Annotated in this window: 26 protein-coding genes; 14 read left to right on the top strand and 12 right to left on the bottom strand. The window is 72.1% G+C overall.

Annotated features, from left to right (window positions below):
• Window positions 1–11: 11 nt before the first annotated feature.
• Window positions 12–911 (bottom strand): SDR family oxidoreductase, encoded by a 900-nt coding sequence (locus ACFV3I_RS15665; protein ID WP_136035562.1) that lies wholly within the window; start codon window positions 909–911, stop codon window positions 12–14.
• An 88-nt stretch (window positions 912–999) separates the two neighbouring features.
• Entirely contained in the window at window positions 1000–1344 is a 345-nt protein-coding gene (locus ACFV3I_RS15660) for an ATP-dependent DNA ligase (RefSeq protein ID WP_136033177.1), read from the bottom strand.
• A gap of 184 nt (window positions 1345–1528) precedes the next feature.
• Here ACFV3I_RS15660 and ACFV3I_RS15655 point away from each other — a divergent pair, with 184 nt between their 5' ends.
• On the top strand, window positions 1529–2062 hold the full coding sequence (locus ACFV3I_RS15655) for a hypothetical protein (RefSeq protein ID WP_240744624.1): 534 nt from the start codon (window positions 1529–1531) through the stop codon (window positions 2060–2062).
• Here ACFV3I_RS15655 and ACFV3I_RS15650 read toward each other — a convergent pair.
• Entirely contained in the window at window positions 2035–2718 is a 684-nt protein-coding gene (locus ACFV3I_RS15650) for a site-specific recombinase (RefSeq protein WP_168443062.1), read from the bottom strand. The genes ACFV3I_RS15655 and ACFV3I_RS15650 overlap by 28 nt on opposite strands.
• 319 nt (window positions 2719–3037) lie before the next feature.
• Between ACFV3I_RS15650 and ACFV3I_RS15645 the strand changes: the two genes are divergently transcribed.
• Window positions 3038–3553, top strand: coding sequence for a CinA family protein (locus ACFV3I_RS15645; protein WP_136033179.1), 516 nt, complete (start codon window positions 3038–3040; stop codon window positions 3551–3553).
• On the opposite strand, the gene ACFV3I_RS15640 is transcribed toward ACFV3I_RS15645, so the two are convergent.
• The 6 genes from ACFV3I_RS15640 to ACFV3I_RS15615 form a co-directional block, all read right to left on the bottom strand.
• Window positions 3550–4638, bottom strand: a complete 1089-nt coding sequence (locus tag ACFV3I_RS15640) for an alcohol dehydrogenase catalytic domain-containing protein (RefSeq protein WP_378823547.1) — start codon at window positions 4636–4638, stop codon at window positions 3550–3552. The genes ACFV3I_RS15645 and ACFV3I_RS15640 overlap by 4 nt on opposite strands.
• Window positions 4639–4648: 10 nt before the next feature.
• Window positions 4649–5356 (bottom strand): phosphonatase-like hydrolase, encoded by a 708-nt coding sequence (locus ACFV3I_RS15635; RefSeq protein ID WP_378823545.1) that lies wholly within the window; start codon window positions 5354–5356, stop codon window positions 4649–4651.
• Window positions 5353–6492 carry a TIGR03364 family FAD-dependent oxidoreductase gene (locus tag ACFV3I_RS15630; protein WP_378823543.1) on the bottom strand — a complete coding sequence of 380 codons (1140 nt, stop codon included), beginning with the start codon at window positions 6490–6492 and terminating at the stop codon, window positions 5353–5355. The genes ACFV3I_RS15635 and ACFV3I_RS15630 overlap by 4 nt, the downstream gene beginning before the upstream one ends.
• Window positions 6489–8258: a phosphonate ABC transporter, permease protein PhnE gene (gene phnE, locus ACFV3I_RS15625; protein ID WP_378823541.1), complete on the bottom strand. Its 1770-nt coding sequence runs from the start codon at window positions 8256–8258 to the stop codon at window positions 6489–6491. The genes ACFV3I_RS15630 and phnE overlap by 4 nt, the downstream gene beginning before the upstream one ends.
• Complete coding sequence (gene phnC / locus ACFV3I_RS15620; protein WP_136036455.1) at window positions 8255–9082, bottom strand: phosphonate ABC transporter ATP-binding protein; 828 nt, start codon at window positions 9080–9082, stop codon at window positions 8255–8257. The genes phnE and phnC overlap by 4 nt, the downstream gene beginning before the upstream one ends.
• Window positions 9083–9201: 119 nt before the next feature.
• Entirely contained in the window at window positions 9202–10131 is a 930-nt protein-coding gene (locus tag ACFV3I_RS15615) for a phosphate/phosphite/phosphonate ABC transporter substrate-binding protein (protein ID WP_136036454.1), read from the bottom strand.
• 169 nt (window positions 10132–10300) lie between these two features.
• On the opposite strand from ACFV3I_RS15615, the gene ACFV3I_RS15610 reads away from it, so the two are divergent.
• Window positions 10301–11044 (top strand): GntR family transcriptional regulator, encoded by a 744-nt coding sequence (locus ACFV3I_RS15610; protein ID WP_240744676.1) that lies wholly within the window; start codon window positions 10301–10303, stop codon window positions 11042–11044.
• A 239-nt stretch (window positions 11045–11283) separates the two neighbouring features.
• On the opposite strand, the gene ACFV3I_RS15605 is transcribed toward ACFV3I_RS15610, so the two are convergent.
• Window positions 11284–12039, bottom strand: a complete 756-nt coding sequence (locus tag ACFV3I_RS15605; protein WP_240745369.1) for a sensor histidine kinase — start codon at window positions 12037–12039, stop codon at window positions 11284–11286.
• Window positions 12040–12151: 112 nt separating this feature from the next.
• Here ACFV3I_RS15605 and ACFV3I_RS15600 point away from each other — a divergent pair, with 112 nt between their 5' ends.
• Together ACFV3I_RS15600 and ACFV3I_RS15595 are read left to right on the top strand one after the other, a co-directional pair.
• Window positions 12152–12466, top strand: a complete 315-nt coding sequence (locus tag ACFV3I_RS15600; protein ID WP_378823539.1) for a hypothetical protein — start codon at window positions 12152–12154, stop codon at window positions 12464–12466.
• Window positions 12467–12652: 186 nt separating this feature from the next.
• Entirely contained in the window at window positions 12653–13309 is a 657-nt protein-coding gene (locus tag ACFV3I_RS15595) for a response regulator transcription factor (RefSeq protein WP_240745368.1), read from the top strand.
• Window positions 13310–13474: 165 nt separating this feature from the next.
• Here ACFV3I_RS15595 and ACFV3I_RS15590 read toward each other — a convergent pair whose 3' ends face one another.
• The gene (locus ACFV3I_RS15590; protein ID WP_378823537.1) at window positions 13475–14335 is read right to left on the bottom strand and encodes an EamA family transporter; all 861 of its coding nucleotides are present in this window, start codon (window positions 14333–14335) and stop codon (window positions 13475–13477) included.
• A gap of 231 nt (window positions 14336–14566) precedes the next feature.
• On the opposite strand from ACFV3I_RS15590, the gene ACFV3I_RS15585 reads away from it, so the two are divergent.
• From ACFV3I_RS15585 to ACFV3I_RS15575, 3 genes are read left to right on the top strand one after another with little or no spacing between them, the layout of a single operon-like run.
• Window positions 14567–15850, top strand: a complete 1284-nt coding sequence (locus tag ACFV3I_RS15585) for a M18 family aminopeptidase (protein ID WP_136036456.1) — start codon at window positions 14567–14569, stop codon at window positions 15848–15850.
• 35 nt (window positions 15851–15885) lie between these two features.
• Window positions 15886–17328, top strand: coding sequence for a cytosine permease (locus ACFV3I_RS15580; protein ID WP_136036452.1), 1443 nt, complete (start codon window positions 15886–15888; stop codon window positions 17326–17328).
• The gene (locus ACFV3I_RS15575) at window positions 17325–17894 is read left to right on the top strand and encodes a cysteine hydrolase family protein (RefSeq protein ID WP_378823534.1); all 570 of its coding nucleotides are present in this window, start codon (window positions 17325–17327) and stop codon (window positions 17892–17894) included. The genes ACFV3I_RS15580 and ACFV3I_RS15575 overlap by 4 nt, the downstream gene beginning before the upstream one ends.
• Window positions 17895–18137: 243 nt before the next feature.
• Here the strand turns inward: ACFV3I_RS15575 and ACFV3I_RS15570 are convergent, their stop codons facing one another.
• The gene (locus ACFV3I_RS15570; protein WP_378823532.1) at window positions 18138–18848 is read right to left on the bottom strand and encodes an MBL fold metallo-hydrolase; all 711 of its coding nucleotides are present in this window, start codon (window positions 18846–18848) and stop codon (window positions 18138–18140) included.
• Window positions 18849–18928: 80 nt separating this feature from the next.
• Here ACFV3I_RS15570 and ACFV3I_RS15565 point away from each other — a divergent pair, with 80 nt between their 5' ends.
• From ACFV3I_RS15565 to ACFV3I_RS15540, 6 genes are all read left to right on the top strand, one after another.
• The gene (locus ACFV3I_RS15565; protein ID WP_378823530.1) at window positions 18929–19453 is read left to right on the top strand and encodes a TetR/AcrR family transcriptional regulator; all 525 of its coding nucleotides are present in this window, start codon (window positions 18929–18931) and stop codon (window positions 19451–19453) included.
• A gap of 120 nt (window positions 19454–19573) precedes the next feature.
• A complete protein-coding gene (locus ACFV3I_RS15560; protein WP_378823529.1) occupies window positions 19574–20629 on the top strand; it encodes an alpha/beta hydrolase in 1056 nt (351 codons plus the stop codon).
• Between the two features lie 49 nt (window positions 20630–20678).
• Window positions 20679–21530, top strand: coding sequence for a tryptophan 2,3-dioxygenase (locus ACFV3I_RS15555; protein ID WP_136034845.1), 852 nt, complete (start codon window positions 20679–20681; stop codon window positions 21528–21530).
• Between the two features lies 1 nt (window position 21531).
• Entirely contained in the window at window positions 21532–22497 is a 966-nt protein-coding gene (locus ACFV3I_RS15550) for an amidohydrolase (protein WP_136034843.1), read from the top strand.
• A 1-nt stretch (window position 22498) separates the two neighbouring features.
• Complete coding sequence (locus tag ACFV3I_RS15545; protein ID WP_378823525.1) at window positions 22499–23740, top strand: kynureninase; 1242 nt, start codon at window positions 22499–22501, stop codon at window positions 23738–23740.
• Window positions 23730–24602, top strand: a complete 873-nt coding sequence (locus ACFV3I_RS15540; protein WP_378823523.1) for a PaaX family transcriptional regulator C-terminal domain-containing protein — start codon at window positions 23730–23732, stop codon at window positions 24600–24602. The genes ACFV3I_RS15545 and ACFV3I_RS15540 overlap by 11 nt, the downstream gene beginning before the upstream one ends.
• The last annotated feature ends 20 nt before the right edge of the window (window positions 24603–24622 follow it).

Genomic DNA, 24622 nt, shown 5'->3' with positions numbered 1-24622 from the left:
TCGATGGGGCCTCAGAGGGCCTTGCCCCCGGTCACCGCGACGACCGTGCCCGAGACGTACGACGACTCCTCCGACGCGAGGAACACGTAGGCGCCGGCGAGTTCGGCCGGCTGTCCGGCGCGTCCGAGCGGGGTGTCCTGCCCGAAGGTCTCCAGGCGCTCGGGACCCCACCCGGTAGCGGGGATCAGCGGCGTCCAGATCGGCCCGGGCGCCACAGCGTTCACGCGGATACCGCGCGGGCCCGCCTCCTCGGCGAGCGCCTTCACGAACGCGACCTGCGCGGCCTTCGTCATGGCGTAGTCGATCAGTCCCGGCGAGGGCTGCGCCGACTGCACCGATGAGGTGACGATGATGCTGGCGCCGGGCTCCAGGTCGGGGAAGGCGGCGCGCGCGGAGAAGATCAGCCCGGCGAGGTTCGTGTCGAACACGCGGCGCATCTTCTCGGTGTCGAGGTTCTCGAAGCCGTCGATGTCGTGCTGGTAGGCGGCGTTGAGCACCAGGACGTCGAGTCCGCCGAGCTCGGTCCGCGCCCGGTGCACCGCGTCGGTCGCGAAGGCCTCGTCCCGCACGTCGCCGGGGATGCTGACGCCGGTGCGTCCGGCCTCGCGCACGAGGGCCAGCGTGTCCTCCGCGTCGTCCTGCTCCTCGGGCATGTGCACGATCGCGACGTCGGCACCCTCCCTGGCGAAGGCGATCGCGACCGCGCGGCCGATGCCCGAGTCACCGCCGGTGATGAGCGCGCGTCGCCCCTCGAGCCGTCCGTGGCCCACGTACGAGGACTCGCCGTGGTCGGGTTCGGGCGTGGTGCGCTCGGTGAGTCCGGGCTGATCCTGGCTCTGCGCCGGGAAGCCCTCCTCGCGGTGCGCGTGCCGGGGGTCGGTGAGGCCGCTGTCGCGGGTGGTGTCGGTCATGTCCGCTCCTCCTGTGTCGAGTGGCTGTCGTGTCGTGCTCGGATCGAGCATCACGGCAACCGCCGACCGGGGGCAGGGGGTTGACACCTCAGAGCGGCGGTGTGACCGGGGTGTCTCCGCCCGGCTGCTCGCCCGCCTCGGCGGGCTCCGGCACCAGGTACAGGCCGCTGGGGGCGTTGGCGGTGAAGGCGAGCGCCTCGATCCAGGCGCGGTTGATCGAGGGCTGCCGGCTGCCGAAGTACTTGAAGACGAGCGAGCTGCCCGGCTGGATCCACACCGTGGTGCGTCCGCCGCCCACGCTCGCGTCCTCACGCCAGCTGAACGGGAACGGCTCCCCCCGGCGCAGCTTCGCCGTGATCACGAGCTGCAGGTGCGTGAGGGCGCGATCCTCGATCTCGCTCTTCACGCTTCCTTCGTAGATGAACTTGCCCATCGGGTGATGCTCCTCGGTCGATCCGGTTCCCGCCCGGCCACCGCCGGGATCGTGCCCTGGGGGTAGCGTAAGCCCTCGCCCCGGGCGGGCCGCAACTCCGCGGGCCGAGTGGCTGCCTGGAGCGCGCGAGGCACGGAAGTCAAGCCCCGCGCGCGGGAAGCCGGAGCGGACTAGCCTCGGGGCCATGACACCCGAGGAGGGCACCGCCATGAACGCACGCCACATCGACGACCGTCCCGACGAGGGCTACACGCCCGGCACCACCCACGCCGAACGGGGCGCCGGCAACCCGCGCCTGCGCGTGCGCCGCGACGACGAGCGCACCGAGTTCGCCCTCGACGTCGACGAGGTGCGCATCGGATCGGCGGCGGGCAACGAGCTGCGCCTCGCCGACACCGAGCCCGTGCACGCCACGGTGGTGCACGACGACCGCGACGAGTACGTGGTGACACTGCACGCCGACGGGGAGATGAACTCGAACCCCGACGCCGACGCCACGCACCCCGGCGAGCGCACCGAGACGCTGCGCACCGGCTCGCGGTTCACGGTCGGCCCGTGGGAGCTGGTCTTCGCCCGCGACGAGTTCGCCGACCACGGGCGCCCCTACGGCGGACGCCTCGGCGGGGAGTACTCCGACCAGCCGCTGCAGCCGCCGCGCCCCGACTACGACGGCGACGGCGAGCGCGCGCCTCAGTCGGACTCCGACGCCGAGGTGTGATGCGGCGTCCCCACGGGCTTCGATTCGGCTGACCCGCGCTGACGCAGGTAGATCGCGAACGCGACCATGGTGCCGACGGCCAGGAACTCGGACTGCCAGTTCTGCAGCGTCCGATCCCAGAAGTCGGGCGAGACCACGTAGTCCAGCCAGGTGATCGCCGCCGCGCCGTGCTGCGCGTTCTCCGCGTTCATCACGACGGTCCCGGCGAGCGACTGCGCCAACCACGACAGCAGGAACACCGCCCCCATCACGATCAGCAGCGAGTTGCCGAACACGGCGGCGCGCCACCCGCCCGCCCTGGCCCATCGCGGGGAGTCAGGGCGGGCGTGGCGTCCCACCAGCTGATCCGCGTCGCTCCCCGGACCCTCGTCTCCCGGCTTCTTGGACTCGGGTGAACCGCGCTGCACGAACCAGATCGTCGCGGCGATGAAAAGGAAGAACTGCAGGAACTCCGACTGCCAGTTCTCGGCCACGTCGACCGCGAAGTCCGACGACCACACGAAGTCGAGGAAGCCGATCGTGGCCTGTCCGTGCTCCACGAGCTCGTCGTTGTTGCGCAGGTATCCGGCGATCGACTGGCCGATCAGCGCCGCCGCGAACAGCGCGAGGAAGAACAGGCTGAGGGCGTGATCCCTGATCCGGCTCCGCACGGTCATCGACCTCCCAGCGGCAGCGCGATCATGATCGCCAGCCCGACCGCGATGATGCCCGCCCACGTCCAGAAGACCGCGCGCATCCCCGCGGTGTCCCGCGTCTGCTCTCCCATGTCCGCCTCCTCGCGATGTCCGATGGACCGACCCTCGCCGGACCGGACGACCACCGGCAGGGGCTTGACGCCGTCGCTCTCCTTGTCAATCCCCTGCGTCCGTGTCGCCCCGTCCTCTACCGTCGGATCAGGCGCCGCGGCGGGACGCGTGGCGCGACGACCGAGACGAGAGGATCGCCCATGACGCGCACGTCCGAGAGCAGCGAGCGATGACCGCGCCGAACGAGACGCCCGAGCTGGAGCGGCTGAGCGAGCTCGCCCGCACCCGCGGTCTGCGGGTGAGCGTGGCGGAGTCGCTCACGTCCGGGCGGCTCGCGAACACCATCGGCGCCGGGGAGAGCGCGTCCGACTGGTTCGCGGGCGGCATCGTGGCCTACTTCACCGAGGTCAAGGAGCGGGTGCTCGGTCTCACGCCGGGAACCGACCCCACCTCCGCGGCGTGCGCCGAGCAGCTCGCCACCGGGGCCCTGCGGCTGTTCGAGGCGGACATCTGCGTCTCGACCACGGGTGTCGGTGGCCCGGGCCCCGAGGGCGGCCACCCCGCCGGCACCGTGTACCTCGGCTGGGCGACCGCGGAGGACTCGGGCCACCGGCGGCTCGCGCTCACGGGCGACCCCGACGAGGTGCTGTCGGCGAGCGTCGACGCCGCGGTGCGGCTGCTCGCGTTCCACGCCGAGGGCCTGCACCCCGCGGGGCCCCGCCGCGGGTCGGGCGGCGAGGACTAGCGGCCCGGCACGAGGCCGATGCGCAGCGGGGCTCCGGGGGCCGCCGCTTCGGTGAGGGCCGCGTCGATGTCGAGCAGCGAGCGCACGGCGCCGACCGCGTCCGCGAAGGGGTAGGCGCGGCCGCGACCGGCGAGGAACGCGACCGCGTCGGCGAGGTCCTGCGACGTGTAGTTGTGCACCCCGGTCACGGTGACCAGGCGCCGCACCACGGCCTCGGCATCCACGGGCACCGGCTCGGCGGGGAACACGCTGCCGACCAGCACGACCGTGCCACCCACCGCGACCCCGGCCAGTGCCTCCGCGACCGCGTGCCCCGACGCCTCGATCACGACGTCGGGCTCCCGGTCGAGCGCGGTGGCCCCGAAGCGCGCGGCGAGGGCCCGTCGCGCGGGGTCGGGGTCGCGCACCTCCACCACCGCCCCGTGTTCGACGGCGATCGCCGCGGCGGAGAGCCCCACCAGCCCGGCGCCGTGCACGCGCACCGTCGCGCCGTCGAGGGGCATGTCGCGCGCGGCCCTGGTCACCGCGGCCCACGCGGTCGCCGTCGCACAGCCCGCCGGCGCGAGCACCGCGGCGGGCAGTGACTCCGGCACCCGCGCGACCGCCGTCCCCGCGCGCAGCTGCACGTGGCTGGCGAACGCGCCGGTGAGGTCGCCGTGCACGCCCACCCTGTCGTGGCCGTACTTGCCCAGGTCGCGGCACTTCTGGGTGAGCCCGCGGCGGCAGCGGTCGCACGTGCCGCACGACACCGTGACCGACCACACCACGCGGTCGCCGAGGCGCAGCGGGGCCCCGTCGGTCGCGTCCGCTCCGGCGTCGCCGAGCGCGATGACCCGCCCCACGCTCTCGTGCCCGAGCACGAGCGGCGTGGGGGCCGCGCGCCGCCCTTGCACGGTGTGCACGTCGGAGCCGCAGATGGTCGACATCTCGACAGCGACCAGCACGTCGTGGTCGCCGAGGGCGACGCCGGGCACCGCGATGGTCTCGTGCGGGTGCCCGTCGCCGATCCACACCATGGCGGTGGCGGCGGGGCGCAGGGCGACGTCCCTCCGGTGACCGGGCGGGCGGATCAGCACGGTTCCCATGGCCGGATGCTCAGCGCGCGGAGACGGTGGGCAGCAGGTCGCGCTGGGCGAGCGCGCCGCGCAGGGCGGTGACGTCGGCGAGCACGGCGTGGGCTCCCGCGCCGCTCAGGGCTGCGCGGTCGTGCGCGCCGGTGAGCACACCCGCCACGAACCCGGCCCCGGCGCGGCGCCCGGACTGCACGTCGCTCACGGTGTCGCCGACCACCGCGACCGCGTCCACCGCCGAGGCCCCGCAGCGCAGCAGCGCGGTGAGCACGAGGTCGGGCGCCGGACGGCCACGACCCGCGTCCACGGGCGAGAGCGCCACGTCGACGAGGTCGCCCCATCCGAGCCCGTCGAGCAGCGCCTGCCGGGTCACTGGCGCGAACCCGGTGGTCAGGGCCACGGCGAGCCCGGCGTCCTTGAGGCTCCGGATCGCGTCCGCGGCCCCGGGGATCTCGGTCACGCCGTGTTCCGCGACGATCTCCGCATACGCGTCCTCGAACGCGGCCGTGGCGCGCTGCGCGGCGGCGAGGTCGCCGTCGGCGAGGTGCAGGAAGACGTCGAGCTTCGACTGCCCCATGGTGGCGCGCACGTGGTCGAGCGCCTCCTCCCACGGCAGCCGCGCGGCCACCCCGGTGCGCTCGGCGGCGCGCTGGAACGCCTGCTCCACCACGCCGTCGTCGCGCACGGTGGTGCCGGCCATGTCGAGGACGACGAGTTCGATCGGAGTGGTCATGGTGTTCCTTCCAGGGCGGGTGCCCGGCCGAGGGCCGAGGCGAGGGTGAGCTCGGCGAGTCCGAGCCCGCAGGTCATGCCGATGCCGGTGGTCGCGGCGATCACCAGGGTGCCGTCGTCGCCGCGGTCGACGAGGAACTCGCCCGGGGCCTTGGCGTACACGCCCTGCCACCGCTCGATCACGCGCGGCTCCGGCATGTCGAACAGCGCCAGAGCCTCCGCGAGGAACGCGGCGAACGCGGCCTCGGGCTGGAACGGCGCGGGAGCGGTCGCGGTCGCGTGCGAGTCGCCCAGGATCAGGGTGCCGTCGGGCAGCTGCGTGTACATCTGGTTGAGGTCGAGCGCGGCGAGGTCGGGGCGTTCGGCGTGCAGGCGCTCGCGCAGCGCCGCGGCCTGCGGGGTCGCGGCGAACCGGCCGTAGCGGATGAGCGACCACCCGGTGAGCAGGGGCGCGTCGAGCGGTCGCGGGAGGGTCGCCGCGACCCGCATCATGTCGAGGGCGCAGCGGGCGACACCGTGCCGCTCGGCGACCTCGGGCAGCAGCTGGTCGAGGTCGTGGTTCACGGCGACGAGCACGACCCCGGCATCGATGCGACCGCGCGTGGTCTCGACCCGTCCGTCGGCGAGGCGGGTCGCGGCGGTGCGGAAGCGGAAGTCCACACCGTTCGCGGCGAGGTGGCGCACGATCGCGGCGGCCGCGGTGCGCGGATCGGTCTGCAGGTCGGCATCGATGAGCGCGCCGCCGTGCAGCCCCTCCGCGCGCAGCGGTGCCCGGCGGCGCAGTTCGGCGCTGTCCAGCATCCGGATGCCGCCGTCGTGCGCCGCGGCCTCCAGCACGTCCAGCTCGTCCCGGTGCCTGGCGGCCACGAGCGTGCCGGACTCGCGCAGCCAGAACCCGGCGTCGCGGGCGAGCCGCAGCCACAGTTCGCGCGAGGTGTCGGCGTAGCGCCGCGCGTCTCCGCCCTGGGCGCCGATGCACAGGTGCCCGAAGTTGCGCACGGTCGCACCGACGGGCCGGTCGCTGCGGTCGAGCACGATCACGCGCAGCCCCCGGCGGACGGCGGCGTACGCGGCGCCGAGCCCCACGATGCCCGCACCGATCACGACCACGTCGGCGGTGTCGTTCGCGCGGGTCATCGGAACACCTTCCTCATCCACATCGCGAGACCCTCCACCGCGAGCACGGTCACCAGGATCATCAGGACGATCGCGGTCACCGTCTCGTAGCGTGAGCCCTGGCTGGCGTTCAGCAGGTAGTACCCCACGCCGCCACCGCCGACGATGCCCAGGATGGTGGCGGCACGGATGTTGGTGTCGAGCATGTAGAAGCTGTGGCCGATCAGCGCCCTGGTCCCCTGCGGCACGGTGGCGGCCGCGTAGGTCTGCAGGCGGGTCGCACCGACCGCACGCAGTGCGCGCTCCGGTCCGCGGTCGACCTCTTCGAGGGAGTCGGCGATGAGCTTGCCCAGCAACCCGATGCCGCCGATCGCGAGCGCGATCACGCCGGCCTGGGCGCCCAGTCCCGTGATGACGACGAGCACGATCGCGAGGATGAGCTCCGGGATGCCGCGGATGCCGACGAGCAGCAGGCGCGCGGTCCCTCGCGCGGCTCCGTTCGGGGCGACGTTGCGGGCGGCGAGCGAGCCGAGCAGCAGGGAGGGCAGCAGGGTGAGCACGGTCGCGGCGAGCGCGATCGCGACGGTCTCGCGCATGGCCTCCAGCATCGCGGGCGCGTCGTAGTTCCCGAACGACGGCGGCCAGAAGCGCGCGGCGACCTCGGGGAGCTTGGCCCAGAACGTGAAGAGGTCGAGCCAGGTGATCTGGCTCACCGCGACGCTGCCGATCACGACCAGGACGGCGGCGACCCCGGCGAGGGTGTGGCGCACGCGCTGCGCGGTCCAGGGGCGGCGGAGGGCGGTCTGCGGTGTCGCTGCCCACTCCGACCGGGCGGCGGTGGGCGCGGTCGTGCGGCGCAGCCGGGGGTGCACCAGGCGGTCCATCCAGGAGCGCGTCTGCCGCTGCTCGCCCAGCATGGCCCCGCGCACGAGGCTCGACACGACCTCCATCGCGATGCACAGCGCGAAGATCACGAGCGCGATGCCGAGACCCTTGCCGTAGTTGAGCGCCTTGAACGCGTACGACATCTCCAGACCGAGCCCTGCGACGCCGACGTAGCCGAGGACGACGCTGCCGCGCAGGTTGATGTCGTTGCGGTGCAGCACGGTCGCGACCCAGCTCGGCAGCACCTGCGGGAGGATGCCGGCGGTGAACTCCTGCAGCTTCGAGCCGCCCGCGGCCCGGATCGCCAGGCGCGGCCCCTCGTCGATCTGCTCGATCGCGTCGGCGAACATCTTGGAGATCATGCCGATCGAGTGGATGCCGATCGCGAGGATGCCGGGCAGGGTGCCGAGCGAGAACATCAGCACGAACGCCATCGCGAGCACCACGTCGGGCAGGGCGCGGGTCAGCACGCCGACGAACCGCGCCGCGGCGCGCCAGCCCGTTCCCGGGGTGGTGTTGGAGGCGGCGAGGTAGGCGATCGGCACCGACAGCACCGCGGCGAGCAGGGTGCCCACGAGCACGAGGCCCACCGTCAGCGCGATGAGCCACAGGAGCTCGCCGGGCTCCGGGAAGGAGAGGCCGCCGACGCGGGCCAGGAAGTTCTGCGCGTTGCCCCAGCTCTGCACCATCGCGGGGATCGAGATGTCGACGTCGCGCACCGCGAGCACACCGAGCACGACCAGCGCGACGAGCGTGAGTCCCGCGGCGATGCGCTCCGGCGAGGGCCGGCGCCGGGGCGCACGGGCCGCGACGGTCGCCCCGCCCGAACCGGTGGGTGCGCCCCCGCGCGGTGCCGCGCCGCCGCGGGTGCCGGGCGCCGCCGCCGTGTCCAGGGCCGTCATGCCACGCCCGCCGGGGTGGCTGCGTCGGCGAGCTCGACCTGCACGGCCGTGATCTCCGCGGTCGTCGTGGCCACGCGTCCGTAGATCTCCATGACCTCCGCCTTGCTGAGGCCGTCGGTGGGGGTGTCGAGCACGACCTCTCCGTGCCTCAGCCCCACGATGCGGTCGGCCCAGCTGATGGCGAGGTCCACCTGGTGCAGGCTGCACACCACGGTGAGCCCCTCGTCGGCGGCGATGCGGCGGATGAGGGCCATGACCTGCTCGCTGGACTCGGGGTCGAGCGAGGCGACGGGCTCGTCCGCGAGCAGGATGTCGGGCTTCTGCATGAGCGCACGGGCGATGGCCACGCGCTGCTGCTGTCCCCCGGAGAGGGTGTCGCTGCGCTGGTACGCCCGGTCGAGCAGGCCGACCCGGTCGAGGTGTTCGAGAGCGGTCAGCCTCGCGCTGCGGGAGTAGCCCCAGAGCCCGAGGCGGGGGCCGCGCACGCGCGAGAGCGAGCCGGTGAGCACGTTCTCCAGCACGGTCAGCGACGGCACGAGCTCGAACTGCTGGAAGATGAAGCCGACGCGGCTGCGCAGGTCGCGCAGCGCCCGACCGCGGAGCGCGGGGACCGCGGCGCCGAGCACGTCGACCGTGCCGGCGGTGGGCACCTCGAGCCCGTCGAGGTGTCGCAGGAGCGTCGACTTCCCTGAGCCGGACAGGCCGAGCAGCACGACGATCTCGCCGCGGGCCACGGTGAGCGACACGTCGCTCAGAGCCGTGGTGCTGCCGAAGGTCTTGGTCACGCCGTCGAGGCGGATGAGGGTGTCGGTGGCCGCGGTCATGGCATCTCCTTGTCGTGCGGTCGGGTCCGGTGCGAGGCCCTTCGTCCCGCTGCGCTCGCTCAGGAACCGCAGTCGGGTTCCTGAGCGAGCGCCGGCGAGACGACGGGCGTGTCAGGCCGTCAGGCCTTGCACTGCTCCGCTTCGGTCTCGGCGCAGATGTCGCGGATCAGGTCGTAGTACGCGTCGTCGACCGGCTTCGTGGCGTAGAACACGCTGCGGAACGCGTCGGAGTCGGCGCCGTCGATGCCCGCGGCGATGATGTCGTCGATCGTGACTTCGCCGAGCGCGTCGACGAGCTCCTGCGCGACCTCGTCCGGGAGGGACGAGGAGTAGACCAGGGGCGCACCGGGCACCATGGTCTCGTCGATCACCTTCACCTTGTCGGACTTCTCGACCTCGGAGTCCTCGGCGAACCCGACCTCGCACTCGACGCCCTCGCCGACCTTCTGCACGCTCACGTCGTGCTTGCCCGCGAAGACCGGCGTGATGTCGGCCTGGGGGTCGATGCCCGCCTCGAGCAGGTTGTAGGAGGGGAAGAGGTAGCCGGAGGTCGACGACGGGTCGACGAAGCAGACCTTCTTGCCGGCGAAGTCCTTCAGGCTGGTGATGTCGCTGTCGGCGGGGACGATCGCCTGCGAGTAGTAGCCGGGCTCCTGGCCCTCCTCGGTGATGATCGACGAGATGGGCGTGAGCTTCGCGCCGTTGTTGGTGGCGGTCACGTAGGTGAAGCCGGAGAACGACGCGACGTCGACCTTCCCGGCGACGGCGGCCTCGATCAGCGCGGCGTAGTCGGTGGACTCGTGGTACTCGACGGTCTTCCCGGTGACCTCGGCGATGTAGTCCATCAGGGGCTGGTAGTTGGTCTCGGTGTCGACCGAGTCGGGCACGACGCCGAAGACCAGCGTGTTCTCGTCGACGGCGAACCCGCTCGCGCCGGCGGACTGTGCGTCGCCGGGGGCGTCGGTGGCCTCGGCCGTTCCGGCACAGGCGGCGAGGCCGAGCGCGAGGATCGCAGCGCCGGCGAGGGCGGGGAGAGCACGGAGCTTCATGGTGGACCTTTCAGGGTGGGAGGGGTGATCCTCGACGACTCTGACAGGCTCGGTCTTCAGATGTATACCTATCTCGGAAGAGTTCAGGGCGCGTTCACCCGCCATTCGCCTGGGTGAACACTCACCGGCTATCCGTGGCATCCGCGCGATGGCGAAGTAATGTACCTATGTGGCCGAAGCTGTGTACACCCAGATCGCCGACGACCTGCGCGCCCGGATTACCGACGGCACGCTGCGCCCCGGCGACGACGTACCCACCGAGGCCGAGCTCGCCGAGCGCTGGCACACCTCCCGCGGCCCGATCCGCAACGCGCTCGCGGCGCTGCGCGCCGAGGGGCTGATCGAGACCGGTCGCGGACGCCCGGCGCGCGTCGTCGCGCGTAAGGCGAACCAGGCGGTCGACGTGTCGGTGCCGTTCACGCGCTGGGCGCGCGAGCTCGGCGTGACCCCCGGCGCCGAGACGCAGGAGCTCAGCCTGCGCCGCGCCGGTGACCTGGGCCCCGCGCTCGGCGTGGGGCGCGACGACACCATCGTCCGCGTCGTCCGCCTGCGCCTCCTCGACGGGCGGCCGACCATGCTGGAGCGCCTCGCCTACACCGAAGACGTCGGGCGTCGGCTGTTCGAGGTCGATCTGGACGAGGTCTCGATCACCGAGTACCTGGCCTCCCTCGGGCATCCGATCGTCACGCTGCGGCACGAGATCGATGCCGTCGCAGCCGACGAGCAGGACGCGAGCCTGCTGCGGGTTCCGCGGGGCGCACCCATCCTGCGACTCACGCGCACGTCGCGCGACGCCGACGGACGCGTCTTCGAGGCCTCGGAGGACCGCTACCTCAGCGAGGTGGTCCGGTTCACGGTGGCGGCGTCCGGCATCTCGACCGATGGGCACTTCATGCGCGCCGTGGGTGCGTGAGGAGAGGGATTCGGCCGCAATGGAAAGGGGCCGGAAACAGATTCGCGATCGCGGGCACGGGAGTGTTCAGAAGCCAGAAAGATCGCGCCCGCGATCGCAGCGCTGGGGACGCTTTATCTGGGGAGCTTTCAGCATATGCCGGTGCGAATTGGGCTCTGAAGTGCCGAAAGTCGAGACCTTTTTAGACTTTCGTCTAGGTCTGTTCGCGCGCACGCAGCGCACTCTGCCACTGTAGCGCCTCAGGCCACCGGCAGTGCGGCCGACACGAGCCAGTGCCCGTCGACCTCCCCCGCGCTGAACTCACCGCTCGCGCCCATGACGCGCTCGGCCATGCGGCCGAGGCCCGTGCGACTCGACGAGAGCTCGCGGCGGGGCGTGGTCGGAAGGGGACTGCGCAGGGTCAGGTGCGCGGTGTCGTCGTCCACGGCGAGACGGATCTCGACCGTGCCCTCGCCGGCGTACTTCAAGATGTTGGTGGCGGACTCGCGCACGATGCGCGCCAGCACGATCTCCACGGCGCGCGGGATGCGCTCGTCGCCCGGGTCGCCTTCGCACACCACCGTGTGCCCGGCGGCCGCGAACTCGGTGCGTGCTTCGTCGATCGCCGCGACGAGGTCGCCCGTCGGCATGCCTGCCGACCGGGGCCCGTCGTCGGCCAGCTCGATCACGAACCGGAGATCGGTCATGGCCTTGCGCGCGGCCACCCGGATGGCCTCACGCGAATCGTCACTGGTTCCGGGGTCCTCGAGCATCTGCACGTGCAGCGACACCACCGTGAGGTGGTGCGCGATGCTGTCGTGCAACTCGCCGGCGATCCATCGCCGCTCGGCGAGCACTGCTTCGCGTTCCTGTTCGGCCGCTGCCTCGAGCTCGATCTCGAGTCGGCGCCCGCGGTCGAAGGCGAGTCGGAGTCCGAGACCGATGGCCCCGGCGACGGTCGCCGCGATGAGATAGATGCCGACGTTCACCGGAACGTCGGAGTCACCGTACGCCATTACTGACGTGGCGACGAGGAATACACCCGTGTAAGAGAGGATCAGCGGCGTCCACCCAAGCCTCATAACCAGAGCCGATGCGAGGGCGACAGTGATCAGGACTTGGGACTCGGTGCCGATCAAGAACGAAGTCGCCAGAACTGCTCCCATGGCGACGGTGGCGACCAGCGGAGACCACAGAAAGAGGAGCGTCGCCGCGGTGGACGCGATGCTCACCGCTGACGCGAGGGGATTCACGGTGGGATCCGTGAAGAAGGTAGAGACGTCAATCGCGATCATGACGCAGATGATCGCCAAAATGACGATGCTTTCCACGCGAGTGAGTCGCTCACCTCGTCCGAGTCGGAAGATGTCGGGCACCGCCCGTCTCGACTGGTCAAAGGCCATGGTGCGCTATCTCCTAATCGCCAGCTATCCTAGCGAATGAAACCAAAGAGCTTGCCAACCTGCTGCCAGAAAGTCATTACGTTCACCTCCATTTTGTAGTCGTTTGTCGATGTCTGTATTCATCTTCTCGACGACGCTGAGCGCGCACATCTGTCTTGAGTCCAGACCTCGATGGCCAAAGGTCTACAGCGCGGATCCGCGGGTGCAGCGCGGTTAGGCTTCCTCCATGCAGGAAATCCGCGTCGTGATCGTCGATGACGATCCACTGGTCCGCTCCGCGCTGTCCCACTTCGTGTCGCGCGCGCCGGAGATCACGGTCGTGGCGCAGGCGGAGGACGGTCGCGAGGCCCTCACCACGGTGGAACGGGAGAAGCCGGACGTCGTCATGATGGACGTCCAGATGCCCGAGATGAACGGCATCGAGGCGACGGCGGCCATCGCGCAACGGTGGCCCGATGTGCGGATCCTCGCCGTGACCACCCTCGACGGCAGCGACACGGTCCTGCCGATGCTGAGCGCCGGGGCGTCGGGCTACCTGCTCAAGGACTCCAGCGCGGAGGACATCGTGACCGGCGTGCGCGAGGTGTTCGCCGGCCAGAGCTCGCTGTCCCCGCGCATCGCCTCCATGCTGATCCGGCACGTGCGCGACTCCACGCCCGCCGCGACCGCCGCCGATGCCCTCGAACCGCTCACGGACCGTGAGGAAGAGGTGCTGCAGTGCCTCGCGAAGGGCATGTCGAACGCCGAGATCGCCAAGGCGCTCATCGTGTCGGAGGGCACGGTCAAGGCGCACCTCGGGCGCATGATGTCGAAGTGGCACCTGCGCGACCGCGTGCAGATCCTCGTCACGGCCGCGCACGCGGGACTGGTCACCTTCCGCTGACCCCGTGCCTCGCGCGGCACGCGGGCATTCCGCTGGCGCACCGCGCGCGCCGCGGGGATCCGGGAGAGTGCTCACACCTGCATCCATCTCCGGACCGTCGGCGTCGACGGTCCGAGGGCTGTCGTTCTTCCACCCCGCGCCATCTCCAGAATGGAACCGCGGGGGTCACAGCGCAAGCAGCACGATGCCGGTCAGCACGATGAGCGAGGCGCCCACCCGCCACCCTGGCCGCGACTCCCTGAGCACGACCGCGCCGAACAGGCTCACCAGCACCACGCTCACCTCGCGCAACGGCGCGACCAGCGCGACCGGAGCGATCTGGATCGCCGACAGCACGAGGATGTACGACAGGGGCGACAGCACACCGAACGCCAGGATGCGGCGCCACTGGGCACGCCCGAGCGCCCACACCGCGGGCCAGCGGCGACGGACCGCGATCGAGTAGAACGGCACCTGCAGCAGGGTCGTGCCCACCATGAAGGCCACCGGCGACAGGCTCCACGTGCGCACCGCATGCGTGTCCCAGATCGTGTACACCGCGATCGCCACGCCCGTCAGCAGCCCGAACACCAGGCCGAGGTCGACGCCCCGCCCTCCGCCGCTCCCCCGGTCGACCAGCCCGACTGCCACCACGCCGACGATCACCGCGGCGACGCCGACCAGTGCGATGCCCGACGGCCGCTCCCCCAGCAGCACCACCGCGACGATCACCGACAGGAAGGGACCGGTCCCGCGCGCCGTCGCATACACGGTCGACAGGCTGCCCTCGCGATAGCCGCGCTGCAGCACCGCCATGTACACCACGTGCAGCACGGCCGAGACACCCACCCCGAGGGCGAACGAGGCGAGGTCGGACGTGCCGAGGCCCCCCGTGAACGGCACCGCCCCGATCCACACGGCCGTGCTGGCCACCGCGCCCCACCACAGGAACGGTGAGCCGGCGCGGCGGATGCCGTGCGCGATCACGTTCCAGGCGGCGTGGGCGACGGCGGCACCGAGGACCAGGACGAAGGCGAGTGGGGACACGACAGACCCTTCCGTTCGGCGCAGGCACGACGAACAGGGTCCTCCGGGCTTTTGTCCTGTCAGATGACGGCCCGCTCACGGGAGCGGACCGTGGCGCCGCTCGGACCAGACGGGTGCGGACCCCGGAACCCTAGGCGCTATCGGGACCACCCTAGCCGTCCGAGGTGAACCGGAGGGGAACGCCGGTCGCGACTACGCTCGAAAGACACCCCGCGCAGGAAGGTCATGCCCATGCCCGTCACCCCGGTCGCTCTCGCCCACGCCGAGGACCTCGCCGACTTCGTCGCCGCCTCCCCCTCCAGCTATCACGCCGCGGCCGAGGTCGCCCGTCGCCTGGAGGACGCCGGGTTCACGCGGCTCGACGAGCACGACGGGTGGCCGTCCGCCGCGGGCGGGCGGTACGTCGTGGTGCGCGACGGAGCCGCGATCGCCTGGGTCGTCCCCGCCGACGCCACCGCGACCACGCCCGTGCAGGTCTTCGGCGCCCACACCGACTCCCCTGGCTTCAAGCTCAAGCCGCAGCCCACGACCGGTGTCCGCGGGTGGCTGCAGGCGGCGGTCGAGGTCTACGGCGGCCCGCTGCTGAACTCCTGGCTCGACCGGGAGCTGCGCCTCGCCGGTCGCCTGGCCCTCGCCGACGGCCGCGTCGTGCTCGCCGACACGGGTGCCCTGCTGCGACTGCCGCAGCTGGCGATCCACCTCGACCGCGGCGTGAACAACGGCCTCGCGCTCGATAAGCAGACCGAGACGCAGCCCGTGTGGGGACTGGGCGACCCGTCCGAGGCGGACATCCTCGCGGAGCTCGCGGCCTCCGCCGAGGTGTCGGTGTCTGACATCCGCGGCTACGACGTGGTGGTGGCCGATGCGGCACGCGGCGCGGTGTTCGGCAAGGACAGCGCCTTCTTCGCCTCCGGTCGCCTGGACGACCTCGCCTCCGTGCACGCCGGCGTGGTGGCGCTGCAGGCGCACGAGCCCGCCGCTGGTGCGCCGATCGCGGTGCTCGCCGCGTTCGACCACGAGGAGCTCGGGTCGGAGTCGCGCTCCGGCGCGGCCGGCCCGTTCCTGGAGGACGTGCTGGAGCGGGTCTACGACGGGCTGGGCGCCGACGCGTCGGCCCGCCGTCGGGCCTACGCCGCGTCGTGGTGCCTGTCGAGCGACGTGGGTCACTCGGTGCACCCCAACTACGTCGGCCGCCACGACCCCGTGGTGCAGCCGGTGCTCGGCTCCGGCCCCATCCTCAAGCTCAACGCCAATCAGCGCTACGCCACGGACGCGGTCGGCAGCGCCGCCTGGCGGGAGTGGTGCGAGCGCTCGGGCGTCGCCACGCAGGAGTTCGTGTCGAACAACGGCGTGCCCTGCGGCTCCACCATCGGACCGATCACGGCGACGCGCCTGGGCATCCGCACGGTCGACGTGGGCATCCCGATCCTGTCGATGCACTCGGCGCGGGAGCTCGCCGGCGTGAGCGACCTGCACGACCTGACACGCGTGGCCGGAGCGTTCTTCGCCGGCTGAGCCCCGCACCGGCGCAGCAGTGCCATCATGAGCAGATGACCGACATCAGGCCGGCTCTCATCGAGCGCGCAGGCATCGAGATCATCCCCGAATCCGAGCGGACCGCGAAGCCGCGCGACCTCTTCTGGCCGTGGTTCGCCGCGAACGTGTCGGTGTTCGGCATGTCGTACGGCTCGTTCGTGCTCGGCTTCGGCATCTCGTTCTGGCAGGCGACGCTCGTGTCGGTGATCGGCATCGTGGTGTCGTTCCTGCTGTGCGGGCTGATCGCGATCGCGGGCAAGCGCGGCTCGGCGCCGACCATGGTGCTCTCGCGGGCGGCGTTCGGCGTGCAGGGGCAGAAGATCCCCGGCATCGTCTCCTGGCTCACCTCGATCGGCTGGGAGACGTTCCTGGCGATCATGGCCGTGCTCGCCACCGCGACCGTGATCACGCAGCTCGGCGGCGACGGCGACAGCCTGTGGCTCAAGATCGTCGCGACCGTCGTGGTGGCCGCGCTCATCGTCACGGCGTCCGTGCTGGGCTATCACACGATCATGCGCCTGCAGTCGGTGCTCACCTGGGTCACCGGCGTGGTGACCGTGCTCTACATCGTCCTCGCGATCCCGAGCATCGACCTCGGCGTGGTGCTCGCGCGTCCGGACGGCGGCATCGGGCAGGTGATCGGCGCACTCGTGATGGTGATGACCGGGTTCGGCCTGGGCTGGATCAACATCGCCGCGGACTGGTCGCGCTACCAGAAGCGCACGGCCTCCGACGGCGCGATCGTCGCCTGGAACACGATCGGCGGCTCGGTCGCGCCGGTCATCCTCGTCGTGTTCGGCCTGCTGCTCGGCGGCTCCGACGACGACCTGCTGACGGCGATCGCGGCCGACCCGATCGGCGCGCTCGCGAGCATCCTCCCGCTCTGGGTGCTGGTGCCGTTCCTGCTCACCGCGGTCCTCGCGCTCGTGTCGGGCGCCGTGCTGGGCATCTACTCCTCCGGCCTGACCCTGCTGAGCCTCGGCATCCGCATCCCGCGCCCGTCGGCGGCCGCGATCGACGGGGTCATCCTCACGCTCGGCACGATCTACGTGGTGTTCTTCGCGACCGACTTCCTCGGCCCGTTCCAGAGCTTCCTCATCACGCTCGGCGTGCCGCTCGCCTCCTGGGCCGGCATCCTGATCGCCGACATCCTCCGCCGCCGCGCCGACTACGACGAGCAGGCGCTGTTCGACAGCCGCGGCCGCTACGGCGCCTGGGACTGGACCTCGATCGTCACCCTGGTGGTCGCGAGCGTGATCGGCTGGGGATTCGTGCTCAACGGCTTCGCCGAGGCCGCCCCGTGGAACAACTGGCAGGGGTATCTGCTGTTCCTGGTCGGCGGCGCTGACGGCGACTGGGCGTACGCCAACCTCGGGGTGTTCTTCGCGCTCGTGCTGTCGTTCGTCGTGACCTGGTTCGCCAGGGCGGGGAAGATCCGGCGGCAGGAGGCGGCGTGACCACGACCGCCGGCCCGGGTTCACGGGACGCCTGGCTGGTCGTGATCGACCCTCAGCACATCTTCGCCTCGCCCGACTCCGCGTGGGGGTCGCCGTTCTTCGACGACGCGATGGGCAACATCCGGCGGCTCGCCGACGCGTTCGGCGACCGCGTGCTGGTGACGCGGTGGCTGCCCACGGCCGACCGCTCCACCTCCTGGGGCGACTACTTCGCCGCGTGGCCCTTCGCCGACCGCCCGGCCGACGACGCACTGTTCGACCTGGTTCCCGCGGCGCGCGGGCTGTCCCCGCACCCGACGCTCGACCTACCCACGTTCGGCAAGTGGGGCGCGGAGCTGGAGGCGGTGGTGGGACACGGCGCGCCGGTGGTGCTGGCCGGCGTGTCCACCGACTGCTGCGTGATCTCCACGGCGCTCGCTGCCGCGGACGCGGGGGCCCTGGTGACCGTCGCCGCCGACGCCTGCGCCGGTTCCACGGCGGAGAACCACGCCGCCGCGGTGCAGGTCATGAGCCTCTACCCGCCGCAGATCACGGTCGCCGAGACGTCCGCCCTCCTGTCGCGCTGACCCCGCGTGCTCGCGGGCGCGCGCGGGGCGTGGGTGCGGTGCGGGGCGCGGGTGCGGGGTGGAAAACGCACCGCCCGGGGCACCCCCCGGACCCTTTTTGATCCAGAACCCGCCCCCTAGACGGTGCGGGGTGGAAAACGGGCCGCGCGAGTCCCACCCGGGCGTGTTTTCGATCCGCACCGCGACCGGGGGCACCGCGACCGGGGCACCGCGACCGGGGCACCGCGACCGGAGCGGACGGGGTCAGGCGGCGGCGCGGACGGCGGCGGCGATGTCGGCCGGGGAGCCGCGCCAGGGAGCGCCGTGCCCGGGGAGCACCCACGACGCGTCGAGCGCGGCCAGCCGGTCCAGCGACGCCAGGGCCTCTGCGGGTGCATCCGTGAAGGGAGCCGGCTGGGCACCCTCGCGCCCGGTGAGCACGTGCCGCGTGGTGAGCGCGTCGCCCACGAACACCGCGTCGACCGCCGGCACGTGCACCGCGATGCTGCCGGGCGAGTGGCCGGGCAGACCGACGACCACCGGGGCACCCGGCAGGTCGAGCACCGCACCGTCCTCCACCTCGACGACGGAGGTCACGTGTGGCGTGCGCAGCGCGTTCTTGCGCAGGCCGTAGGCGAGGAAGCCCAGCATCGGCAGCGGGCGCGCGGGCCCCATCGGCGTCCGGGGCTTCTCGCCCGTGCGCACGCGGTGGGCGTCGGCGGCGTGGATGATCACGGGCACGCCGGTCTCGCGGCGCAGGCGTTCGGCGAACCCGATGTGGTCGCTGTCGCCGTGGGTGAGCACGAGACCGCGGACGTCGGACAGCGGACGACCGATCGCGGACAGCTCGTGCTGCAGGTCTTTCCAGTGTCCGGGCAGACCGGCGTCGATGAGCGTGATGCCCTCGGGCAGGTCGATCAGGTACGAGGCGACGATGTCGTTGCCGAGGCGGTGGAGGTGCGGGGCGAGCTGCATGGCGGGTCCTCTCGGATGATTGCGATAGCTACGATACGTAGCTATGATGGCTACTGTCAATAGCCATCACTGGAGGATGCATGCCGACCCCCGAACGCACCACGACCGACGCGATCGTGACCGCCGGACGAGAGATCCTCGAGGCGTCCGGTCCCTCGGGCCTCACGATGCAGGCCGTGGCGACGCGCGTCGGCGTGCGCGCCCCCTCGCTCTACAAGCGCGTGAAGGATCGCGAGGCACTGCTCGCCGCGGTGGCGACCGCCACGGTCGACGCGCTGGGCGAGCGCCTCGAGAGGGCCGGCGACGACCTCGCCGAGCTCGCCACCGCCTACCGCGCCTTCGCGCACGCGCACCCCGAGGGCTTCCGGCTGATGTTCGCCGCACCCGTGCCGCAGGAAGCCCTCGAGCGCTCGGCGGCACCGGTCATCCGGGCGTGCGCGGCCACGGTCGGCGACGACGACGCCCTCGACGCCGCCCGGCTCTTCACCGCCTGGGCGACCGGGTTCCTGCAGATGGAGCTCGCGGGCGCCTTCCGCCTGGGCGGCGACGTCGACCGCGCCTACGCCTACGGCCTGCGGCTGCTCATCGGCGGCCTCTCCCGCTGAGCCCCTCCCCGGGCCCGGGCCCGCAGGGACGGCCGCGATCGCACGGGGCGCCAGGACACACCCGCCCGCACCGGCGATTCGACCAGCCGGAATACTGGCACACTGTTGCCGGGAGGGTCCATGAGCACCGATGCGCACACCGGAGAGTCCGTCCACCCCACGAAGGCCCGGAAGCCCTGGCACCGCACGAAGGTGATCGTGGTGATCGTGGTGGCCGTCGCCGCCGTGGTCGCCCTCATCAGCAGCCTCACCCCCTGGCCGTCCGCCATGGTCATCCGCGCGGTGTTCACGAAGGGCGGCGACGAGACCGCCGCCGAGATGGACAAGCACGTGCCCGACACCGCGCTCGACGTGCAGCAGGGGATCGCGTACGGCGACGCGGGCACCGACACGACGATGGACGTGTTCCGCCCGGCCGACGCCGACGGTCCACTGCCGACCGTGGTGTGGATCCACGGGGGCGCCTGGATCTCGGGCGAGAAGGAGAACGTCGACCCGTACCTCCGGATCCTCGCGGCCGAGGGCTACACGACCGTCGGGGTGAACTACAGGATCGGGCCCGAGGGCGTGTACCCGCTCGCCGTGCGGCAGCTCGACCAGGCCCTCGCCTACATCGACGAGCACGCCGCGGAACTCGGCATCGACCCCGACCAGATCGTGCTCGCGGGCGACTCCGCCGGCAGCCAGCTCGCCAGCCAGATGGCCGCGCTCATCACCAACCCCGACTACGCCGAGATCGTCGGCATCGACCCGTCGCTGAAGGCCGGCCAGCTCGCCGCCACGATCCTCAACTGCGGCGTGTACGACCTCGCGGCCCTGGCCGAGCTCGACGGCATCGCCGGCTGGGGCCTCAAGACCGCGATGTGGGCGTACTCGGGCACCAAGACCTGGGCGGAGGACTCCACCGGGTCGACGATGTCGACGCTCGACTGGGTCACCGCGGACTTCCCCGCCACCTACATCTCCGGCGGCAACGGCGACGGTCTCACCTGGCTCCAGTCGATCCCGATGGCGAAGCGCCTCGAGTCCCTGGGTGTGGAGGTGACGACGCTGTTCTGGCCGATGGATCACGAGCCCGCCCTGCCGCACGAGTACCAGTTCCACCTCGACCTGCCGGATGCCCGGACCGCTCTGGACGAGACGATCGCGTTCCTGGGGAAGCACACCACCCGCTGAGAACATTTCACTCCTGTGACGGTCGCCACGGAAGTGATATGTTTTCCGCATGCACCCGGAGAACCAGCGCGCCCTGGAAGACGGCATCGTCACCGACCTCACCGGACGGATGACCTACGGCTCGTACCTCGCCCTGGATCAGCTGCTCACCGCACAGCACCCCGTGAGCCAGCCGGAGCACCACGACGAGATGCTGTTCATCATCCAGCACCAGACCACCGAGCTGTGGCTCAAGCAGGTGCTGCACGAGCTGTCCTCCGCGCGCACGCTGCTGGCCGCCGACGACCTGCGTGAAGCCCTCAAGCGCATCGCCAGGGTCAAGAAGATCCAAGACGTGATGACGCAGCAGTGGTCCGTGCTCGCCACCCTCACCCCGACCGAATACGCGCAGTTCCGCGGCTCACTCGGCACCTCGTCCGGCTTCCAGTCGGTGCAGTACCGCGCCGTGGAGTTCGCGCTGGGCAACAAGAACGAGAAGATGCTCGGCGTCTTCCGCGACCATCCCGCGAACCTGGCGCTGCTCACCGCCGAGTGGGAGAAGCCCACGCTGTACGACGAGTTCCTGCGCTACGCCTCCCGCCGCGGACTGCCCGTTCCGGCCGAGATCCTCGACCGCGACGTGCGCGAGCCCTACCGCGAGACCCCGGCGCTGGTCCCCGCGATCCGCGCCATCTACCAGGACCCCGGCACGCACTGGGACCTGTACGAGGCGTGCGAAGACCTGGTCGACCTCGAGGACAACTTCCAGTTCTGGCGGTTCCGGCACCTCAAGACCGTGTCGCGCACGATCGGCATGAAGGTCGGCACGGGCGGCTCCAGCGGCGTCGGATTCCTGCAGCGCGCCCTCGACCTCACGTTCTTCCCCGAGCTCTACACCGTCCGCACCGAGATCGGCGGCTGAGATGCACGCCGCGACGTACTTCGACGGCACCCGGTGGCGCGACGGCGTCGTCGAGGCGACCGCGGAACACGTGCGGCTCCGCGCCGAGACTCCGGCCCCCGGCCTCCCCCGCGTCCCCGGCGGGGTCGTCGGCGGCTTCACCGACCACCACGTGCACCTGCAGCTCGTCGACCACGCCCTGCTGCGCACCTCGCGCCTCGCCCGGGTCGACGACCTGGGCGGGAACACCGCGGTGCTGCGTGAGCTCGCGGTGCACACCTCGGCCACCCCCGATCACGCCGTCGAGGTCCGGTACGCCGGAGCGTTCCTCACCCCGCCCGGCGGCTACCCGTCCGACCGCGACTGGGCCCCCGCGGGATCGGTGCGGGAGGTCGCGGACGAGGCTGCCGCGGTCGCCGCGGTCGATGAGCTCGCGGCCGCCGGGGTCGCCCTCCTCAAGGTCGCCGGCAACAGCACGGCCGGTCCGGTGTTCGCCGACGCGCTCGTCCACGCGATCGTCGAGCGCGCGGACGCGCACGGCCTGCCGGTGGTCGTGCACGCCGAGGGCCCCGGCGAGGCGCAGCGGGCCGCACGCCTCGGAGCCACCCGCCTCGCGCACGCGCCGTTCACCGAGCGCCTCGACGACGCCGAGGTCGCCCGCCACGCGGCCTCGGTGTCCTGGATCTCGACCCTCGCGATCCACGACCCCGCCGCCCTGCGCATCGCCGTCGACAACGTGCGACGGTTCCACGCCGCCGGGGGCACCGTGCTCTACGGCACCGACATGGGCAACGGCCCCACCCCGGTCGACCTCCACCCCGCCGAGCTCGACGCCCTCCGCCGCGCGGGGCTCGACGACGCCGCCCTGCTGCGCGCCCTCGCCCCCGTGGACCCGCGGCAGCCCGGCGCGCTGCTGCTCCTGCTCCCGGACGGCTCGACCGATCCGTTCGACGCCCGCCCGCTGACCGCCGCCGACCTGAAGGTGTGACATGACCGACCGTTCCTCCGACGCCGCCCTGCTCGACGCCGCCCGCGCCCTCGACGCGGCCGACCCGCTCGCCGCGCACCTCGACGCGTTCGCCGAGGCGCCGGGGGTCACGGCCTACCTCGACGGGAACTCCCTCGGCCGCCCCCTGCGGGACATGCCGGAGAAGCTCGCCGCGTTCGTGCGCGAGGACTGGGGCACCCGGCTCATCCGCTCGTGGGACGAGCGGTGGATGGAACTGCCGATGCGCCTGGGCGACCGCATCGGCGAGGTCGCGCTCGGAGCCGCCACCGGGCAGACCGTCGTGGCCGACTCGACCAGCGTGCTCATCTACAAGCTCATGCGCGCCGCGGCCGCCGCCGACCCCGCCCGCACGGAGCTCGTGATCGAGACGGGCAACTTCCCCACCGACCGGTTCCTCGCCGAGGGCGTCGCCGCCGAGACCGGGCTGACCATCCGCTGGCTGGAACCCGACCCGGTGCACGGCGTGACGGTGGACGACGTGACGGCCGCGGTGTCCGACCGCACCGCGCTCGTGTCGCTCAGCCACGTGGACTACCGCTCGGGCGCGCTGGCGGACATGCCGGGCATCACGGCGGCGGCGCACGAGGCGGGGGCGCTCATGATGTGGGACCTGTGTCACTCGGCCGGCGTCGTGCCGATGCAGCTGGACGCGTGGGGCGTCGACCTCGCGGTCGGCTGCACCTACAAGTACCTGAACGGCGGCCCGGGCTCCCCCGCGTTCGCGTACCTCCGCCACGGGCTGCAGGGGGTGCTCCGGCAGCCGATCCAGGGGTGGTGGAGCGCGGAGGACATCTTCGCGATGGGGCCGGAGTACGTGCCGAGCGGCGACATCCGGCAGCTGCTCAGCGGTACGCCGCCCGTCACCTCGATGCTCGCGATGCAGGGGATGCTCGACCTGATCGAGCAGTCGACGATCGCGGGGGTGCGGGCCAAGTCGCAGTCGCTGACCGATCTCGCGGTGCGCGCGTACGACGAGGTGCTCGCCCCGCTCGGCGTGCGGCTGCTGAGCCCCCGCGACTCCGCGCGACGCGGCGGGCATGTGACGATCGGCCACCCCGACTTCCGCGACGTCACCCGCCGGCTCTGGGCGGACGGCATCATCCCCGACTTCCGCTTCCCCGACGGCATCCGCCTCGGACTCTCCCCGCTCAGCACCTCGCACGTCGAGACGATCACGGGCGTGCTGGCCGTGCGCGACGCCCTGGAGTCCGATGACGACTGAGGCGGCGCCGACCGGCGTGCGCGACGACATCGATGCCCGCCCCGGCAGCACGGCGTCGCTGCTGCGGACGCTGATCGGGCTGTATCTGCGGCCCCTCGGCGGCTGGATCTCCGCCGCGCATCTCGTGCACCTCGCGGGCGAGCTGGGGATCCCGGCCGCCCAGGCCCGCACGGGCGTGACGCGCCTGAAGCAGAAGGGGCTGCTGCTGGCCGAGCGCGGCGAGACCGCGGGATACCGCCTGAACCCGGAGGCGCTGCCCATGCTGGAGCGCGGCGACCGGCGCATCTTCACCATGCGGCAGATGGGCGACACCGACCCGTGGTGCCTGGTGTCGTTCTCGATCCCGGAGAGCGCCCGCAGCGTGCGGCATCAGCTGCGTCGCCGGCTGCAGTGGATCGGCGCGGGCGTGGTGTCGCCCGCCCTGTGGATCTGCCCCGGTCACCTGCGCGACGAGGCGACGCAGATCCTGGAAGAGCTCGGCGCGCGGCAGTGGGCGACGCTGTTCGACGCCGTGGCCCCCGCTCCCGCCGGCACCCTCGTGGAGGCGGCAGCGCAGTGGTGGGACCTGGGTGCGCTGCGGACGGAGCACCTCGCCTTCCAGGCGTCGCTCAGCACGCTGCCACCCGAGCCGTTCGCCGCGTACGTGCACCTGCTCGACCGGTGGCGCGTGCTGCCCTACACCGACCCCGGGCTGCCCGCGTCGATGCTGCCGGCGGACTGGCCCGGCGCCCGCAGCGTGGAGCGGTTCACGGCGCTCTCGGCCGAGCTGTCCGCGCCGGCGCTGGCGCACGTGCGCGCCGTCACGGCGGCCGGGGTGGATCGGGCGGACACTCCGGATCCGGCGGTGGCGGACCGGCGCTGAGGACGCACCGGCCCGCCGCC

This window comes from Microbacterium sp. NPDC059771, assembly GCF_042732495.1.
Lineage (GTDB): Bacteria > Actinomycetota > Actinomycetes > Actinomycetales > Microbacteriaceae > Microbacterium > Microbacterium sufflavum.
The sequence above is the reverse complement of the archived record's forward strand: the minus strand, read 5'-3'. Positions and strand labels throughout refer to the sequence as shown.

Coding starts and splice junctions, on each gene's coding strand:
- ACFV3I_RS15605 (WP_240745369.1), bottom strand. CDS start 12,039: ATGGCGTACGGTGACTCCGACGTTCCGGTGAACGTCGGCATCTATCTC.
- ACFV3I_RS15650 (WP_168443062.1), bottom strand. CDS start 2,718: ATGACCGTGCGGAGCCGGATCAGGGATCACGCCCTCAGCCTGTTCTTC.
- ACFV3I_RS15615 (WP_136036454.1), bottom strand. CDS start 10,131: ATGAAGCTCCGTGCTCTCCCCGCCCTCGCCGGCGCTGCGATCCTCGCG.
- ACFV3I_RS15630 (WP_378823543.1), bottom strand. CDS start 6,492: ATGACCCGCGCGAACGACACCGCCGACGTGGTCGTGATCGGTGCGGGC.
- ACFV3I_RS15660 (WP_136033177.1), bottom strand. CDS start 1,344: ATGGGCAAGTTCATCTACGAAGGAAGCGTGAAGAGCGAGATCGAGGAT.
- phnE (WP_378823541.1), bottom strand. CDS start 8,258: ATGACGGCCCTGGACACGGCGGCGGCGCCCGGCACCCGCGGCGGCGCG.
- ACFV3I_RS15665 (WP_136035562.1), bottom strand. CDS start 911: ATGACCGACACCACCCGCGACAGCGGCCTCACCGACCCCCGGCACGCG.
- ACFV3I_RS15560 (WP_378823529.1), top strand. CDS start 19,574: ATGAGCACCGATGCGCACACCGGAGAGTCCGTCCACCCCACGAAGGCC.
- ACFV3I_RS15635 (WP_378823545.1), bottom strand. CDS start 5,356: ATGACCACTCCGATCGAACTCGTCGTCCTCGACATGGCCGGCACCACC.
- ACFV3I_RS15645 (WP_136033179.1), top strand. CDS start 3,038: ATGACCGCGCCGAACGAGACGCCCGAGCTGGAGCGGCTGAGCGAGCTC.
- ACFV3I_RS15545 (WP_378823525.1), top strand. CDS start 22,499: ATGACCGACCGTTCCTCCGACGCCGCCCTGCTCGACGCCGCCCGCGCC.
- ACFV3I_RS15655 (WP_240744624.1), top strand. CDS start 1,529: ATGACACCCGAGGAGGGCACCGCCATGAACGCACGCCACATCGACGAC.
- ACFV3I_RS15580 (WP_136036452.1), top strand. CDS start 15,886: ATGACCGACATCAGGCCGGCTCTCATCGAGCGCGCAGGCATCGAGATC.
- ACFV3I_RS15550 (WP_136034843.1), top strand. CDS start 21,532: ATGCACGCCGCGACGTACTTCGACGGCACCCGGTGGCGCGACGGCGTC.
- ACFV3I_RS15540 (WP_378823523.1), top strand. CDS start 23,730: ATGACGACTGAGGCGGCGCCGACCGGCGTGCGCGACGACATCGATGCC.
- ACFV3I_RS15565 (WP_378823530.1), top strand. CDS start 18,929: ATGCCGACCCCCGAACGCACCACGACCGACGCGATCGTGACCGCCGGA.
- ACFV3I_RS15585 (WP_136036456.1), top strand. CDS start 14,567: ATGCCCGTCACCCCGGTCGCTCTCGCCCACGCCGAGGACCTCGCCGAC.
- ACFV3I_RS15640 (WP_378823547.1), bottom strand. CDS start 4,638: ATGGGAACCGTGCTGATCCGCCCGCCCGGTCACCGGAGGGACGTCGCC.
- phnC (WP_136036455.1), bottom strand. CDS start 9,082: ATGACCGCGGCCACCGACACCCTCATCCGCCTCGACGGCGTGACCAAG.
- ACFV3I_RS15555 (WP_136034845.1), top strand. CDS start 20,679: ATGCACCCGGAGAACCAGCGCGCCCTGGAAGACGGCATCGTCACCGAC.
- ACFV3I_RS15595 (WP_240745368.1), top strand. CDS start 12,653: ATGCAGGAAATCCGCGTCGTGATCGTCGATGACGATCCACTGGTCCGC.
- ACFV3I_RS15570 (WP_378823532.1), bottom strand. CDS start 18,848: ATGCAGCTCGCCCCGCACCTCCACCGCCTCGGCAACGACATCGTCGCC.